Here is a 16246-nt window from a genome sequence, read left to right as displayed (position 1 = left end):
GATCAGGCGGATTTCTTGTCGTCCCGGCTTTCGCGATTGAGCAGGGCGATTTCCAGTTCCTTTTCCAGCTCGCGCGCCCTTTCGATATAGGCGGTGTTCTCGCGGGCGGGGATGTTGGGGTTCCAGACCTCGGCCAGTTGCTGAACGGCATAGCGGTCATGGGCATAGAAGGTGCGTTCCGCGCTGTCGGCCTCGAACTCGCTCAACCCGACGTTCTCGAGAACATAGCGTCCGGCGCGAAGGCTGGCGTCAAAGGTTTCCCGCACGATATCGTCCGCGCCGGCCCGGTAGAGCTGGTAGACGTGGTTCCGGTCATAGGCGCGCGCGATGATATGCAGGTCCGGCCGTTCCCGCCGGGCGTAACCGACAAGCCGCGTGACCGCATCCTTGTCATTCATCGCCGCCACCAGCACCCGCGCCTTGGCCAGCCCCGCCGCCTTGAGCAGTTCTGGCCGAGTCGGGTCGCCAAGGAACCCCTTGAACCCGAACCGCCGCATGAGCTGGATGGTTTCCATGTCGCTGTCCAGCACCACCGTCTTGAAGCCGCTGGCCTGCACGAGGCGATTGACGATCTGCCCGAAACGCCCGATGCCCGCGATGATCACCGGCCCCTGTTCGTCGATGGCGTCGGCCTCGTGACGCGTGCCGCTGTCTTTCATCCGGCTCGAAATGAAATCGTAGATGATGAAGAGCAGCGGCGTGATCAGCATCGACAGGGCGATGATCAGCAGCAGTTTTTCGGAGATCGCAATCGGGATCACGCTTCGCTGCACGGAAAACGCGATCAGCACGAAACCGAATTCACCCGCCTGGGCGAGGCTCAGCGTGAACAGCCAGCGGTCGCGGCCCTTCAGCCTGAAGGCCCGTCCCAGAACGTAGAGAATCACCCCCTTGGCGACGATGACCAGAAGCGCGAGGCCGATCAGGTCTCCCGGTTCGGAAAAGAACATCGAAAAATTGATACCCGCGCCCACGGTGATGAAGAACAATCCCAGCAGGAGCCCCTTGAACGGTTCGAGGTCGCTTTCGAGTTCATGGCGGAATTCGCTGTTGGCCAGAACGACGCCGGCCAGGAACGCGCCAAGCGCAGGCGACAGGCCGACTAGCGTCATCAGGAAGGAAATCCCGACCACGATCATCAGGGCCAGCGCGGTATACATCTCGCGCAGGCGCGAAGCGTGGATGTAGCGGAAGACCGGCCGTGTCAGGTAGACGCCGGCGAGGACGACCGCACCCACCGCCGCGATCGTCACCAGCGTGACGCCCCAGCCCGGCAGGCCTTCCACGAGCGACAGGGAATGGCCGTGCCCGCCGTCGGCATGGTCGCCCGCCAGTTCGATCGACCCGTCGGTGTTGATCTTGGCCAGCGGGGCCGAGGCGAGTAGCGGCAGCAGCGCCAGGATCGGGATGACCGCGATGTCCTGCGTCAGCAGAACCGAAAAGGCCGAACGTCCGCCGCCGGTTTGCATCAGCCCTTTTTCCGACAGGGTTTGCAGGACGATGGCGGTCGATGACAAGGACAGGGACAGGCCGATCGCCAGTGAAACCGACCAGCTTTGCCCGGTCGCCATGGCCGCGGCCATCAGGGCGAGCGTGCTGACCCCGATCTGCAAGCCGCCGAGCCCGATCAACCTGTGGCGCATGTCCCACAAGGCGCGCGGCTCCAGTTCCAGGCCGATCAGGAACAGCATCACCACGACGCCGAATTCGGCGAAATGCTGCAATTCCCGGGTTTCGCTGCCGACAAGCCCCAGCAGCGGCCCGATGATGATCCCGGCGGCCAGGTATCCCAGCACCGACCCAAGCCCGAGCCGCGCCGCGAAGGGAACCGCAATCACCGCCGCCGCGAGGTAGATCGAAGCCTGATAGAGGAAGTTTTCCATTCAAGGGCGTCCTTCGGGATAGACTGGGTCAGGTTGGCAGCGGCGCGTCGCGTTTCAGTTGGTCCATGACGATCTGGCTGTGCACCCGTGCAACCGCAGGGTGCGGCAAGAGCACGTTGTGAATCAAGCTGTTCAGCGCCGGCAGGTCGTCACAAAAGACCCGGAGAAGGTAGTCCGCATCACCGGTCATGGTCCAGGCGCTGATTATTTCGGCGCGCGTCCGCACCAGCCGCGCAAAGCTGCTGGATTGTTCGGGGCCGTGGGTCGCAAGCTGAACCTGAACGAAGCCTTGGACCCGCAGCCCCAGCCGGACGGGATCGAGCCGGGCGCTGTAGCCTTCGATGTAGCCCTCGGCCTCCAGCCGCTGGCGCCTGCGCCCGGCCTGGCTCGGCGACAGGTTCAGGATTTCGCCCAACTGCTGCGCCGTCAGGTGGGCATCTTTTTGCAATGCAGCCAGCAGGCGTGTGTCCGTTGAATCCAGCATGCGCGGGATATCCTCGAAAATGATCCGGTTGCCGCTCGTTTTGCGCGCCGTATTTTCATAACAGCATCGAAAACGCGCAGAAACCGAGGGTTCTTTGTTCATATCTAGCAGAGCGAACAGGGTCATCAACAGGAGACGCGCATATGGGCTCTTTTTCGCACAACGCCCCCAGGTCGGCGATCAGCGAGGAAAACCCGGCTGGAACGGATGGTTTTGAATGCGTTGAATTCGCGCATCCCGAGCCGGGGGAACTGCGCTTGCTTTCCACCCGCATGAGCCATGCTTTGACGGCCCGTCGCATGACCGGCAATGTCGAACTGTGGCAGCAGGGCGGCATAACCTATGTGCTCAACGTCGAAAGCATCGAGCAAGAGCAGATCGAAAGTGGCGAAATCACTGTCGAACAGGTCCGGAAATGGCAGGCCGGCGGCCCTGGAGCCGCCGGAAGGAAAAGCGCCGCAGGTGTCGGACCTGCGGCGTTTTCATGCGGCCCGGTTCCGCCGCGAAAGCGGTCAGCCGCTCGGAATCTTGAGCGTCGTGTTCCGGCCGCTTTTCTGATAGCGCAATTCGCTGTCGCCGATCGCGACGATCCGCCCGCCGTCGATGCGGTCTCCGACCTTGACCTTCTGGTAGCGCCCGCTGGGCAGCCGGACCAGCGCGCGGCGGTTCGAGGCGGTGCCGTAGACTCCGATCAGGTTGATACGGCGCAGATTGATCGCGTTGTCCAACGTCGCCTGGCGCGCCACGGATGCCGAGGACGGAATTTTCGGGGTCACGGTGCGCGGCGCGATGGTCGCGGTCGCCACCTGTTCGGACGGACCGGCTTGCTCGCGCTGCGCCTTTTGCACCTTGCCGGCGAAATCCCGCGGCCGCGCGCTGGGCACGCGTGATCGGGCAACGGCCTGTGCGGTCGGAGTCTCGTCGATCTCGGGTTGCTGCTGAACGCCTTCCGGCCGCAGTTTCGGCCTGACCCGGCCCAGTTCTTCCAGCGTCAGGCCGCCCAGTTGCGACCGTTCCGTCTGTTCCACGAGGTCCTCGGGTCTGACGCTGGGACGCAACAGCGCCAGCCGGTCGCGCCGGATCTCTGCCTCTGCCTCTGCCGGCTCGGCGTCGAACCGCGTCGGGGTCGCGGGCGGCACCACGGGCGGGCGGCCCAGGTAGACGAGGATGCCGTCCGGATTGAGCGCCCCGGCTGCGGTGGGCTGCACCAGACCGTCATCGCCCAGTTCAAAGGCGGTTCCGGCGGCGGCGGGCGGCGACAGCGCGGCGAGCGTCTGATCGGTTGCAAAGCTGGTTTGCGGCGGGATCGCGATGGCGTCCTGCGCCAGATCCCTCCGATCGATCGAAACTTCGTACAGGTCGTCCAGCGAACTGGCGGCCGGCGGATCCATCGGCTCTGGCGGCTCTGTCCAGACCCCGGACTCCGCATAGTCCGCCGCTGGATCGGCGGTATCCGGTTCTCCATCGTCCTGCAAAGCGTCCAGAACGGCGGAATCAGTGTCGGTCAGCGCACGACTGGCCGGGGTGGTATCCGTTGTGACATCTTCGTCCGTCGGCTGTTCCGGGGCGGTCGTCAACGGCATTTGATCCGGGGTCGCGTTCTGCGCCGTCTCGGTAGTCTCGGATGTCCCGTCGTCCGTAGGCGACAGTCCGGGTGCCGTGGTCTGCACGTCCGGCGCGCGCGGAGGCGGTGCCGCTGCGGCCTGTTCGTTCTCGGGCGCGGGGTCGTCACGAACCGACACCGGTTCCCCCGTGAACAGGAGTGACCAGGCCGCCACCACGGCCAGGAAGAACAGAAGTCCCGCCGTCAGGATCAATCCGAGATGCCGGGGCTTGCCGCCAACCGCATTCCGTTGCCGGGCGCCGAAAACCGTCATGCGTTCGGTTTCGTCCCTGGTTTCAAATTCGGGCGCGGGCGCGGCAGGGGGAACGCGGCGTGGCTTCGGTTGGCCGCCTTCGCCCCGTTTCCTGCGTCGGCTCAGGAATTGCGTCACGGGATTCTTCTTGACGGCCACGGTCGCCGGGATTTCGGGTTCCGCGACAGGATCGTCCGCCGGCTCCGGCGTCACGGCGGGCTTGGAACCGGCCGGATCGGCGGTGGCGCTATCGGGTTTCCGCTCCGCGCGTTGCGGGGCTGGATCGCGCGTCGCGCCGGCCAGGGCCGGAGCGGCGGTGTCCTCGTCGGGTTTCCGGCGCCGACTCGCGAAACCGGCGCTTGCCGTGCCGGTCGGCGTCGCTGTTTCGGCATCCTGCTCAGCCGCCGCTATGCCCGTCTCCCCGGCATTGTCCGGTTCGGTGGATTCCGGCGCGGATTCTGCGGCCGCCGGGCGGTCGTCGGAAGACTCCGGCCCTGCCTGGGCGGCTTCGGGAAGATCCGGCTTTTTCGGGGTCTCGACGATCATTTCCGCAGGCTCTGCGGGGGCGTCAACGGGCACCGGCTTCGCCGGTCCGAAATCCGGCTCTCCGGCAAACGGCATGTCGCCGGGGCGGGCGAAGAACCGGAGGGGCTGGAAACCATGCGTCTCTGCGAAAGCTTCCGCCTCCTGAAGCGTTTCCCGCGCCACCGCAGCTATATGGGTCCGGTCGCCGTCAAAGGAGAGGTCGAAGACAAGATCGGCCACGTCGTAGGGGGTCGCCCCTTCCAGCGCGGCCCGCGCCATTTCTCGCCGGGTTTCGCCTTCGAACGATCCTGTCTCGACGGTCAGATAGCGGATCTGGTCGTTGGGAATGACGATCCCGCAAGCCACGCCATCCGGTGAAAGCGCCAGCGCCTTGGCGCGAAGCGCAGCAAGCGCCGCGTCCAGATCCTCGGCGTCGATATCCACATCGCCAATGCTGCGCCACCCTTCCGGTTCACGAAAGAGCAGGGAGATGCCCTCGAACGACAGGGAAAGCGCAAATTCGGGTTTCATTCAGCGATTGGTCCGTTCGAATTCTGACGCCGGCATGGCGTTTCCTGCGGCGAAGTCTAGAGCAGCCAACCGCCGAGGAAAAGGAAAAGCAAGGCGACCACTTGCAGAGCCGGCGGAAGCAGGCGCAAGATCGCGCAAGACCGAAGGAGGGCGTTTAACATGCAATCGAAAATGGGGCTGGCACTCTGTGCCGCGGCAATGACTCTGGCGCTGGCCGGCAACGGTTGGGCCGACGCGCCGCCACGGCAGATTACCGTGACCGGCGAAGGGCAGGTCGAAGCCGTGCCCGACATGGCGACGCTGACGCTGGGCGTCACGAACGAGTCGGAAGACGCCGAGGTCGCGATGGCGGCAACGTCGTCCGCCGTTGCGCAGATGCTGGAGCGGCTGACGGGGATGGGCATCGCGGCGCGGGATGTTCAGACGCAGCGTCTGGCGCTCAACCCGGTTTGGTCCAACCGCGGCGGTTCCGCCTCGGGACCGGCGAAGATCACCGGTTTCGTCGCCAGCAACATGGTGACGGTGCGTGTCCGCGACCTTGACGCGCTCGGTCCGGTTCTGGACGGTGTGATCTCTGACGGAGCGAATGATTTCAACGGGTTGCAGTTTGGCGTCCAGGAAATGGACCCGTTGCAGGAACAGGCCCGCGCGGCGGCCGTGAAGGACGCCATCGCCGCCGCCGGGTTGCTTGCCGAGGCCGCTGGCGTGACGCTGGGTCCGGTCGTGTCGATCGCGGAACATGGCGGTGGCGGCAGCCGGCCCATGATGATGAACATGGCCGCAGCGCGCGAAAGTTCCGTGCCGGTGGCGGCAGGCGAGATCACGGTGTCGGCCAATGTTTCGATGGTCTTCGCCATCGCCGACTAGCCCATGCCGGGGCCGCGCGGGGCGGCCCCGCGCTGTTTCAGGCGGTGGCCTTGCTCAGGGCCTGATCCAGATCCGCGATCAGGTCCGCCGGGTCCTCGATCCCGATCGAGATCCGCACCACGCCGGGGCCGGCGCCCGCCGCTTCCTGCTGTTCGGCATTCAATTGCCGATGGGTCGTGCTCGCCGAGTGAATGACCAGCGACCGCGTATCCCCGAGATTGGCCACATGGCTGAAAATCTCCAGCGCATTGACCAGCTTCACGCAGGCGTCATAGCCGCCCTTCACCGCGAAGGTGAACAGGCCTCCGGCCCCCTTGGGACAGATTGTCTTGACCCGGTCGAAATAGGGCGATGACTTCAGTCCGGCGTAGGTCACGTAATCCACGCGCGGATCGTTTTCGAGCCAGACGGCGACCTTTTCGGCGTTCTCCACGTGGCGCTGCATCCGAAGGCTCAGCGTTTCGATACCCATGAGCGTATAATGCGCCGCCTGCGGGTTCATCGTCATGCCCAGATCGCGCAGCCCGATGGCGATGCTGTGGAAGGTGAAGGCCAGCGGCCCGAAGGTTTCGTGAAATTTCAGCCCGTGGTAGGCGGGTTCGGGGGTCGACAGGGACGGGAACTTGTCGCTCGCGGACCAGTCGAACTTGCCCGAATCGACGATGCAGCCGCCCGTGACCGTGCCGTTGCCGGTCAGGTATTTGGTGGTGGAATGGACGACCAGCGTCGCGCCGTGTTCGATCGGGCGGCACAGGTAGGGTGTGGCGCTGGTGTTGTCCACGATCAGCGGAATTCCGGCGGCGTCGGTGATCGCGGAGATCGCGTCCAGATCCGTGATGTAGCCGCCGGGGTTGGCGATGGATTCGCAGAAGACCGCGCGGGTATCGTCGTTGATCGCGGCCTTCACCGCGTCCAGATCGTCGAAGTCGACGAAGGTGGCCGACCAGCCGAACCGCTTGATCGTCTGGCTGAACTGCGTGACCGTGCCGCCGTAGAGCCGCGTCGAGGCGACGATGTTCCGCCCCGGCTGCATCAGCGGGAACAGCGCCATGATCTGCGCCGCGTGGCCGGACGAACAGCAGACCGCGCCGACGCCGCCTTCCAGCGTCGCGACGCGTTCCTGCAGCACCGCGACCGTCGGGTTCGTCAGGCGCGAGTAGATGTAACCGACTTCCTGCAAATTGAAGAGCGCCGCCGCATGATCCGCGTCGCGGAAGACATAGGCGGTCGTCTGGTAGATCGGCGTCTGCCGCGCGCCGGTCGCCGGATCGGGGCGGGCGCCCGCGTGAATCTGAAGCGTGTCAAAGCCGTAGGTCGGGCTGTCGGTCATCTGAGGTCTCCCTGATTTTCTGTATTGCGCCCAGACCTATGCCATTGTCCTGGGTCTGACAACTGCCGCGCTTTTCCTTCCTTGTGCGCGAACGATTTTGGCGGCTTGGCCCGTCAACATAGTGTGCAACTATGTTGACGGGCCGGTTGGCCTGGAGTAAAGGAACATAGACTGAACAAAGGAGGCCCGTATGGTCCAGAATTCCGAGAAATCCGCCGCCGAGGAAACCCCCGCCGCCGGTGAAGCCGCCCCTGTACGGAACAAGGCGAAGATGGCGGCAAAACGCCTGGAGAAACGCAAACGTATCGCCGAGGCGAACAAGATGTCGTTCATTCTGGAAACCGGGGTGCGGAAATTCGTGGCGGCCGAAGCCAAGGCCGCCGGAATGGATGTCGCGCCGTTCCTGCAGAAGATCGTGGAAAACCACGTCATGGAGGCCGCGCCCGCCGGCAATCCGCTGGCCGAACGCCTGAAAGCCAAGCGCGCGGTTCTGGACTACGCGGTCAACCTGGCCCGGAAGGTCGATGCGGATGGCGATTTCGACGAACATTTCATCGGGAACGTGATGAAGAAGGCCGCGCAGGACGCAGAATTCAACAGTCTTTACCAGATGGCTGTCGGCGTTGCCGACGACAATCCGAAGCGGGCGTTCCGCGCGCGCGCGCCCTTGAACCAGCAGTTGGGCCGCCTGATCAAGCGCGCCGCCGGTGCGAAGAGCAAGCGCGACGATTCCGGCAAGATCATGCGTGCACAGGTGCAGGGCGAACTGCTGTCCACATACACCCTGCTGGCGAAAGCCGCCTGAACCGCATCCTGACGCGAGATGAAAGTATCAAGACCGCCGGTTCCGGCGGTCTTTTTCGTTCGCCGGGTCAGCGCATCCACAGGCCCGCGGACTTGATCCGGTTCCGGATCGCCTGTTCGCGCCGGGGCAGGTTGTCCCGGTCGAACAGCGCCCGCACCTTGGCCCCGCGGCCCTGATAGACCATCCGCTTGATCGGTTCGTGGGATTTCAGCACTTTCTTGATCCGGTTCGGTGCGGCGATCGCGTGCAAGACCTCGATCACATGGTCGCTCTCGCGTGCATAGAGCAAGGGAAAAAGCCGGTAGTGGCAGCTGATGCTTCCGTCCAGCAGGCCGTCGGGCAACGCGTCCCGGCCGCCGCCGAAGGAATGAATCACCAGCGGCAACGTGATCTGATCGAGCCAGGGGTCGAGGCTTTGGCAATCCAGTTCGGCCGGGGGAGAATCCCGGATCGACAGCGCGTATTCCAGATACCGTTCCCCGAATCGTCTGGGGCAGGCGCCGAAGAAAAACCCGGCATTGAAATAGAGATAGCGGCCCCAGAATTCGTCGGGCTGGTCGGGATCGAGGCTGGTCTCGAAGTCCAGCCCGAATCGGTCGTAGAGCGATTTCCAGATCGCGGCATAGCCCGGCCCGTAGAGCGTGGGTTTCGGCCAGGTGCCTTCCCGGCGCAGCGAAGCGCCGGGTTTCCGGAAATCGAAAGGCACCGACATGATGTCGCCGGTCAACAACGTGTCCGTGTCAAAGAACACGAAAGGTTCGTTCTCCGGCAGGGCCAGCAGCGCCTCGATCTTGTTGCCGTAGGGATAGCTCTGGCCGAAGGCATGATTGGCAAAGGGCAGGATTTCGGCCCCCAGATCGTTCAGGACGTCCAGAACCTCGGCGCTCTGAATGCTCGGATCCCTGTCCCACGCCGGTCCGGGCTGCGGGGTCGCGACGAAGAGGCGGCCCGGAAAGCCGGCGGACCCATGGCGCAGCGAGGCCGCGAACAGGACCGCCTCGTATTGCAGCCGCCCGGCCTGACCGATGACCATGATGTTGAACGGTTGGCGAGACGCCTGTTCCTGTGCCGTGTCCATTCCAGACCTGTCCTGCCGGGAACTCTACTGTAGGGCGAATGGCGGGGGACAGAAAGCCCGACATTTCCGCCGCGGGTGGGGCCAGATCGCGACTGAGGCAAAACCGTGCTACAGCACCCCCGGCCCTGTGCGGGAAACGCGGCCCCGGATCAGACCCGCAGTCCGCAGGTTTCGAAAGCCTGTCGGATCGTGGCCTTTTCCGCATCGGTCAATTGCAGCAGGGGCGGACGCACCGGTCCGCCCACCTGACCCAGAAGTTCCTGCCAGTATTTGCCGTGCGCCTGCGGTTTGCCGCCGGGTCGGGACGCCCCGAATGCGTCGCGCACGGGTTGCAGGCTTTGCGACACCGCGCGCGCCTCGTCGAATTTACCGTCCAACGCCAGTCGCGTGTAGTCGTTCATCCTCTGGTCCACCTTGCTCTGGATCTGGTAGGGGGGCGAAGAGCAGAGGTAGAGCTTCCAGTCCAGTTCGATGATGTTGTCGAGCCATTCGGCCTCGGACGCCGTGGAGACATGGATCTTGTCGCCGACGAGGCGGGTCAGCCGCACATACATCTCGCGCGGGACGGAATACTTGATCGCCACGATGTTGGGCAGTTCCGCCACGCGGGCGCACAACTCGGGCGACATCAGGTATCCGCTGTCCGGATGGCTCCACATGGCGATGCCGATATCGACCTGTTCGCAGATGGTCTTGTAGTAGTTGTAAACCGTGTCGTCGGGATCGGTCACGAAATGCAGCATCGGCGCATGAACGACGATGTAGTCGGCGCCGCAGGCCTGAGCATGTTTCGCAAGCTCGATGACCGTGTCGAAATTCTGATCCGAACAGGACATGATCGTGCCCGCCCTGCCGGCGCATTCGTCGACCGCGATCTCGAAATTGCGTTTGCGTTCAGGGACCGACATTGAAAAGAACTCGCCCTGCTTGCCGGCGATGAACAGCCCCTGGATGTCCAGATCGTCGATCCAGTGGCGGATGTTGGCGCGCAGGCCGTCTTCGTCCAGCGTGAAGTCCGGGCGGAACGGGTTGAGCGCGGCGGCCCAGATTCCGCGCATGTGGTCGCGGGCATGATCCTTGGCGTCGAGTCGGCTGTAGTTCATGTTCCTGATCCCGTTGAAGCATCTTGCATCGCCTGCCAGACCTTGCAGGGCGTCAGCGGCATGGTCAAATCGGTCACGCCCAGCGGCGCCAGCGCATCCAGCGCCGCGTTGAGAATGGCGGCGGGCGCGCCGATGGTGCCGGCTTCGCCGACGCCCTTGGCCCCGAGCGGGTTCATCGGCGACTCCGTCCGAAGGCTGTGGATGGCGATCGGGGGAATATCCGTGGCGCGCGGCATGGCGTAGTCCATGAAGGACCCGGTGAGCAGTTGGAAGTCCTCGTCGAAACGCAGGTCTTCCATCAAGGCTTCGCCCAATCCCTGCGCGATGCCGCCGAGAATCTGTCCCCGAACGAGTTCCGGGTTCACGACCGTTCCGGTGTCGTCCACACAGGTGATGCGCTCCAGTTTGACGTGACCGGTATCGCGATCGATTGTCAGACAAACGAGATAGGCGCCATATCCCCAGGCCTGGCCATCGTTTTCATAGCGGGTTTCGACGGTGATCGGCAGCGCCTCTCCCGAATCCCTGCGGTGCATCGCCTCGCGGCAGGCGACCAGGACCGCGCTGCCGCCGATGGGCGTACTGCGGCTCGCCAGGGCCCCGATGCCCGCCGGACAGGTCTCCGTGTCGCCATAGCGCACCGTCACCGCCGAGATCGGCAGATCGAGCGCCTGGGCCGCGATCTGGGCGAAGGCGGTCTTGCGCCACTGGCCCTGCGCGCTGGACCCGCTGGCGATCTCTGCCCTGTCCGCGTGCAGTGTCACCCGCGCGCTTTCCCAGCCTTCACCCGAAGGTTCGACATAAAAGGCGACGCCGACACCGGACAGATCGCCCCTGGACCGTGCCACATCGCGCGCGGCCAGCGCGGCGGCATATCCGCCCTTTTCCGCGAGCGCATCCAGAACCGCCGCGTAACCGCCGCTGTCGAGCCTGTTGCCCGTCGCCGTGTCATGCGGGAACCGGTCCGGCGCGAGCAGGTTCCTGCGGCGCAGATCGACGGGATCGAGTCCCGTAAGCCACGCCGCTTCGTCCACCAGCCGCTCCATCAGGGCATTGGCCTCGGGCCGTCCGGCCCCGCGATAGATGCCGCGCGGCGGATGCGGCGTGATCCGCGCCAACGTGGTCACGTCGATCTCTGCGATATCATAGCCACAGGGCAGCACCCGCGCCGCGTTCCAGGCCGGGATCAACCCGCTGTTGGGCACCCAATGGCCCAGCGGGGCCTCGATGGCGGCGCGCAGGGCGAGGAACCGTCCCTCCGCGTCGATGGCCAGCTCGCCGGTGCTGGTCAGTCCCCGGCCGTGAGTGGCGGACAGGAACTCTTCGGACCGGGTGGCGACCCAACGCACGTCGCGGCGATGGTGAAGGGCGGCCCAGACGGCCAGGATCTCTTCGGGATAGACGGATCCCTTCATGCCGAACGCGCCTCCGACATCCGGCGCTATGACGCGCAGTCTTTCGGGATCGATTCCGAGTATCTGCGCCAGGGCGGATTTGCTGCGGTGCGGTGTCTGCGTCGAATGCCAGACCGTGACGGAGCCGGTGTCGGGGTGGTAGCGCACGGCGATGGTGCGCGGCTCCATCGGGGACGGGGCCAGCACCGGATGGGCGACGCGCGCGCGAACCACATGCACGGCCTTGCCAAAAGCGGCGTCCGCTCCGGCGGTGGTCCAGTGTTGCCGGGCCACCGTCTGTTCGTCAATCCGCCGTGGTCCGGTGAAATCGACCTCGATCCGTTCGGCTGCATCGGCGGCCTGTTCCACCGTGTCGGCGAGGATCGCGGCAATCGGCTGCCCGACCGCCGCGACACGATCCGTCGCCAGGATGGGAAAATCCGGCACGTGGGCCAGGGGCAGAACCGGATTGACAGACAAATTCCCGAGAGTCTTCACATCGGTGCCCAGATGCACCGCATGGACGCCCGGCATCTGGGCAGCCTCGGCCACGCCGCCGATTTCGATCCCTTCCTGCGCCATCGGACTGCGCAGAAAATGCAGTATCAGCGGCATGTCCAGCGCGACATCGCCAGCGAACAGGCCCGCCCCGCGCGGAAGGCTGTCGCCTTCCTGGCCTGGCACCGCTTGTCCGATGAATTTGCGTCTGGCTGGCACGGGGTATCCTGTCGCTTTCGAAGCGAGTTGACCATGCGGCTGATATCAGAACAAATAGAAGCTCACGAACTGGGTATAGCGAAAAGGGATAACAGAAGATGCAGACCATCGCGGTGATCGGATACGGGGCCGTTGCAAGCTACGTGCGGATGGCGGCGACCTCTTCGCGTTTTCGCGTGGCCGCGGTCATCGGCCGGCCGGGGCGCGAGAATGCGGCACGGGCCGTGTTCGGAGAGGTTCCGTTCCTTGCCGAGGTTTCGCGGCTTCCCGTCGGGCTGGACGTGGTCGTGGATTGTGCCGGGCACGCTGGCCTGCGGGACCACGGGGCCGGGGTTCTGCGGCGCGGCCTGCCGCTTGTGACCGTGTCGATCGGCGCGCTCGCCGATGACGGCTTGCGGGCGGAACTCGCCGAGGCGGCTCGGGCCGGCGGCAGCCGCCTGCACCTGGCCAGCGGCGCGATCGGGGCGCTTGACGCGCTGTCCGCGGCCTCCGCCGGCAGGCTGGAAGAGGTTCGCTACACGGGCCGCAAACCGCCGTCCGGCTGGGCCGGATCGCCCGCCGAGAAGCGTCTGGATCTGCGGAACCTGTCTGAACCGGCGGTGCATTTCGACGGTTCGGCCCGCGACTGCGCCCTGACCTATCCAAAGAATGCGAATGTCGCCGCCAGCGTCGCCCTGGCCGGGCTGGGGTTCGACCGGACAGGGGCGCGGTTGATCGCGGATCCGACAACGACCCGGAACACCCATGAGATCAGCGCGCGCGGCGATTTCGGTGAACTGAACTTTACGATCGCGGGCAAGGGGATGCCGGACAATCCGAAGTCGTCGGCACTGACCGCGATGAGCGTCGTGCGCACGATCCTGAACCGCGAGGAAAGGATCGTCTTCGGATGAGCCGGAAACCGTCGCGCATTGTCGAACGGGTGCTGACGCGCCTGAAACTCAAGCAGTTGCGCCTGCTGATCGCGGTCGAACGGCACGGCAGCATCCTGCATGCGGCGCGCGAGATGAACCTGAGCCAGCCCGCCGCCACCAAGATGATCCAGGATCTGGAAACGGATTTCGAGGTGCAGCTGTTCACCCGCACCAATCGCGGCGTGGTTCCGACCATGTTCGGGGATTCCCTGATCCGCAACGGCAAGCTGGTGTTCGCCCAGATCGCTCATGCGGCGCAGGAACTGGACGATCTGGCCGAAGGCACTGCGGGCCGGGTCGTCGTCGGGACCTTGCTGGCGGCTTCGGCGCGTGTCCTGCCGATAGCGATAGAAACGATCCTGCGCGAGCGGCCCGATCTGGTTGTGAAGGTCGTCGAGGGCACGAACGAGGTTCTGATGCCCGCCCTGCGGGCCGGAGAACTCGACCTTGTCGTCGGACGCTTGCCGACCCATCGCTATCGCGGCGATCTGGACCAGATGACGCTCTACGAGGAAAGGATCGTCGCAATCGTCCAGGCCGGGCATCCGCTGGCGGCTCGGTCGGCCGTGACGGCAGAGGACATGGCCGGCTATGGCTGGATCCTGCCGCCCCCGGAAACCACGCTGCGCCGGCAACTGGACCAGTATTTCGACAGGTGGTCGGACACCGCTCCCAGGCGGGTGGTCGAATCCGTGTCCTACCTCACCAACCGGGCCCTGGTGCTGGCCAGCGATCTGATCTCGGTGGTTCCCAGCCATGTGGCGCGGGCTGATCTGGACTCCGGCGGGTTCGCCCAGCTGGCCTGGACGGTGCCCGTCGGCACCGGGCCGGTCGGCGTGTCCTTTCGCCGCCGCGGGTCGCTGTCGCCCGCGGCACAGGCGTTCATCCGGACGCTGGCTGATATCGGCGGCGCTCTCTAGATCAGCGCGGTGCTCAGGATCGGGAAATAGCTCAGCAGGATCAGGACCAGAAACACCGCGAGCAGGAACGGCCAGAGCGCCGCGAAAATCGTGAAGGGGCGCACGCCGGACATGGCCGAGGCGATGTAGAGCCCGACGCCGACCGGCGGGGTCAGCAGGCCGAGCACGAGGTTGAGGCTGATCACGACGCCGAACTGGAACGGGTCGATGTCATAGGAATTCATCGCGATCGGCAACAGGATCGGCGTGACCAGGATCAGCGCCGCGATGCCGTCGATCAGCATTCCGACGAACAAGAGGCACAGGTTGACGATCAGCAGAAAGGTGAACGGGTCCGAGGTGACGGTCGAAATGAACGCCGCCAGGGTCTGCGGCAGTTCTTCGTAGATCACCACCCATCCGAAGACATTGGCGGCGGCGATCATGAAAATCACCAGCGAGGAATTGGTCGCGGTGCGCATGAACATCGCCCCGAGATCCCGCGGGGTGATTTCGCGATAGACCAGCCAGCCGATTGCAAAGGCGATCAGCGATGCGATGGCGGCGCTTTCGGTCGGCGTGGCTATCCCGAAAAGAATGCCGCCGACAATCGCCAGGGGGATGAGAAAGGCCGGCAGGGCGTTGCGCAAGGCGCGCAGGGCGTCGGGCAGGGTCATCCATTCGCCTTTCGGGAACTGGCGGACGAGGCCGATGGCCGAGATGACGACAAGGAAGGCCAGGGCCAGGATCAGGCCCGGAATGATTCCGGCGATGAACAGGTCGCCAATCGGCAGTTGCGCCAGCACTCCGTAGATCACGAACAGCATGGATGGCGGAATCACCGGCGCGAGCAATCCCCCGGCCGCCGTCGAGGCGGCGGCAAAGCCCGGATCGTAGCCTTCCTTCGTCATCGCCGGGACCATCGCCCGGCTCATCACCGCGATCTGGCTGGCCGCCGATCCGATGATGGCGGCCATGAACATGTTGGCCAGCAGGTTGATATAGGCCAGCCCGCCGCGAAATCCGCCGACGAAGACTCGCGCCGCCTGCACCAGCCGCTTGGTCATGCCGCCTTCGTTCATCAACTCGCCGGTGAGGATGAACAGCGGGATCGCCAGCAATCCGTAATTCTCGACCCCGGCGAACATCTGTTGGCCGAAGCTGTCATAAAGCACCGTATTGCCGCTTTCGTGGATATACCAGAGCGCGGTCAGGGCCAGGACCAGCGCAATCGGAACCGAGGCGAACATGAGGATGACGAAGAGGAACGGGGTCATGCGGGCATGCTCCGGTCCCGCGACAGCAGGTTCGCGGCGGAATGCAGAAACGCGCCGAAGGTGAACAGGACCACCACCAGCCAGACCCAGACCTTCCTGATCCCGAGCGTATTGGTGGGTTCGGCATAGATGAAATTGAAGGTCGCCCCCTGGAACGTCTTCACGTCCCATCCCGCGCCGGCCAGTTCCAACGGCATGAACCAGCGCAGGCAAACCCAGATCATCAGGCAGGCGAAAACGAATGTCGCGAGATCGACGGCCCGGTCCATGATCCGGCGCAGGCCGGGCGGCACCAGGTCCGCGACGACCGTGACGGCGACGGAACTGCGATAGTGCAGCGCGGCGGACGCGGCGAGAAAGGTCATCCAGACCATCGCGTAGATCGCCGCCTCGTCGACCCAGTAGATGGCGTTGCCCGCGGCGCGCGTCACCACGTTGAACAGGATCAGCCCGGTCACGGATGCCGCGAGCCCGGCGGCGCAGACGATTTCGATCCGCGCCCAGATCCGTGATGCCTGATACAGCATGTTCTGAAACCCCGATGCGGAAAGCGGGCCGGAGTCACCGGCCCGCCGTCCTGAAC

The 16246-nt window shown here is 64.9% G+C and carries 13 protein-coding genes and 1 pseudogene; 5 read left to right on the top strand and 9 right to left on the bottom strand.

Features of this window, described 5'->3' with window-relative positions:
• Positions 1-2 precede the first annotated feature (2 nt).
• Together QO034_RS07885 and QO034_RS07880 are read right to left on the bottom strand one after the other, a co-directional pair.
• Entirely contained in the window at positions 3-1883 is a 1881-nt protein-coding gene (locus QO034_RS07885; RefSeq protein WP_284484967.1) for a monovalent cation:proton antiporter-2 (CPA2) family protein, read from the bottom strand.
• A 28-nt stretch (positions 1884-1911) separates the two neighbouring features.
• The gene (locus QO034_RS07880; RefSeq protein ID WP_284485107.1) at positions 1912-2367 is read right to left on the bottom strand and encodes an Lrp/AsnC family transcriptional regulator; all 456 of its coding nucleotides are present in this window, start codon (positions 2365-2367) and stop codon (positions 1912-1914) included.
• A gap of 143 nt (positions 2368-2510) precedes the next feature.
• Between QO034_RS07880 and QO034_RS07875 the strand changes: the two are divergent.
• Positions 2511-2726 (top strand): annotated as a pseudogene (locus QO034_RS07875) (4-hydroxyphenylpyruvate dioxygenase); the annotation flags it as partial.
• Between the two features lie 153 nt (positions 2727-2879).
• Here the strand turns inward: QO034_RS07875 and QO034_RS07870 are convergent.
• Positions 2880-5279, bottom strand: a complete 2400-nt coding sequence (locus tag QO034_RS07870) for a hypothetical protein (protein ID WP_284484966.1) — start codon at positions 5277-5279, stop codon at positions 2880-2882.
• Positions 5280-5438: 159 nt separating this feature from the next.
• Here QO034_RS07870 and QO034_RS07865 point away from each other — a divergent pair, with 159 nt between their 5' ends.
• On the top strand, positions 5439-6146 hold the full coding sequence (locus tag QO034_RS07865; protein WP_284484965.1) for an SIMPL domain-containing protein: 708 nt from the start codon (positions 5439-5441) through the stop codon (positions 6144-6146).
• A 37-nt stretch (positions 6147-6183) separates the two neighbouring features.
• On the opposite strand, the gene QO034_RS07860 is transcribed toward QO034_RS07865, so the two are convergent.
• Positions 6184-7476: an O-acetylhomoserine aminocarboxypropyltransferase/cysteine synthase family protein gene (locus tag QO034_RS07860; protein WP_284484964.1), complete on the bottom strand. Its 1293-nt coding sequence runs from the start codon at positions 7474-7476 to the stop codon at positions 6184-6186.
• A 190-nt stretch (positions 7477-7666) separates the two neighbouring features.
• Between QO034_RS07860 and QO034_RS07855 the strand changes: the two genes are divergently transcribed.
• On the top strand, positions 7667-8281 hold the full coding sequence (locus QO034_RS07855) for a hypothetical protein (protein WP_284484963.1): 615 nt from the start codon (positions 7667-7669) through the stop codon (positions 8279-8281).
• A 67-nt stretch (positions 8282-8348) separates the two neighbouring features.
• On the opposite strand, the gene QO034_RS07850 is transcribed toward QO034_RS07855, so the two are convergent.
• The 3 genes from QO034_RS07850 to QO034_RS07840 form a co-directional block, all read right to left on the bottom strand.
• On the bottom strand, positions 8349-9359 hold the full coding sequence (locus tag QO034_RS07850; protein WP_284484962.1) for a hypothetical protein: 1011 nt from the start codon (positions 9357-9359) through the stop codon (positions 8349-8351).
• A gap of 149 nt (positions 9360-9508) precedes the next feature.
• Positions 9509-10462 (bottom strand): dihydrodipicolinate synthase family protein, encoded by a 954-nt coding sequence (locus QO034_RS07845; RefSeq protein WP_284484961.1) that lies wholly within the window; start codon positions 10460-10462, stop codon positions 9509-9511.
• Positions 10459-12573 carry a xanthine dehydrogenase family protein molybdopterin-binding subunit gene (locus QO034_RS07840; protein WP_284484960.1) on the bottom strand — a complete coding sequence of 705 codons (2115 nt, stop codon included), beginning with the start codon at positions 12571-12573 and terminating at the stop codon, positions 10459-10461. Before QO034_RS07840 ends, QO034_RS07845 begins: the two co-directional genes overlap by 4 nt.
• 98 nt (positions 12574-12671) lie before the next feature.
• Here QO034_RS07840 and QO034_RS07835 point away from each other — a divergent pair, with 98 nt between their 5' ends.
• Complete coding sequence (locus tag QO034_RS07835) at positions 12672-13466, top strand: aspartate dehydrogenase (protein ID WP_284484959.1); 795 nt, start codon at positions 12672-12674, stop codon at positions 13464-13466.
• Positions 13463-14407, top strand: coding sequence for a LysR family transcriptional regulator (locus tag QO034_RS07830; protein ID WP_284484958.1), 945 nt, complete (start codon positions 13463-13465; stop codon positions 14405-14407). Before QO034_RS07835 ends, QO034_RS07830 begins: the two co-directional genes overlap by 4 nt.
• On the opposite strand, the gene QO034_RS07825 is transcribed toward QO034_RS07830, so the two are convergent.
• Together QO034_RS07825 and QO034_RS07820 are read right to left on the bottom strand one after the other, a co-directional pair.
• Positions 14404-15663 carry a TRAP transporter large permease gene (locus tag QO034_RS07825; protein ID WP_284484957.1) on the bottom strand — a complete coding sequence of 420 codons (1260 nt, stop codon included), beginning with the start codon at positions 15661-15663 and terminating at the stop codon, positions 14404-14406. The two genes, QO034_RS07830 and QO034_RS07825, sit on opposite strands and share 4 nt — an antisense overlap.
• Positions 15660-16190: a TRAP transporter small permease gene (locus tag QO034_RS07820; RefSeq protein WP_284484956.1), complete on the bottom strand. Its 531-nt coding sequence runs from the start codon at positions 16188-16190 to the stop codon at positions 15660-15662. Before QO034_RS07820 ends, QO034_RS07825 begins: the two co-directional genes overlap by 4 nt.
• Positions 16191-16246: the final 56 nt, after the last annotated feature.

It is taken from the genome of Sedimentitalea xiamensis (assembly GCF_030164465.1).
Classification (GTDB): Bacteria; Pseudomonadota; Alphaproteobacteria; order Rhodobacterales; family Rhodobacteraceae; genus Sedimentitalea; species Sedimentitalea xiamensis.
The sequence above is the reverse complement of the archived record's forward strand: the minus strand, read 5'-3'. Positions and strand labels throughout refer to the sequence as shown.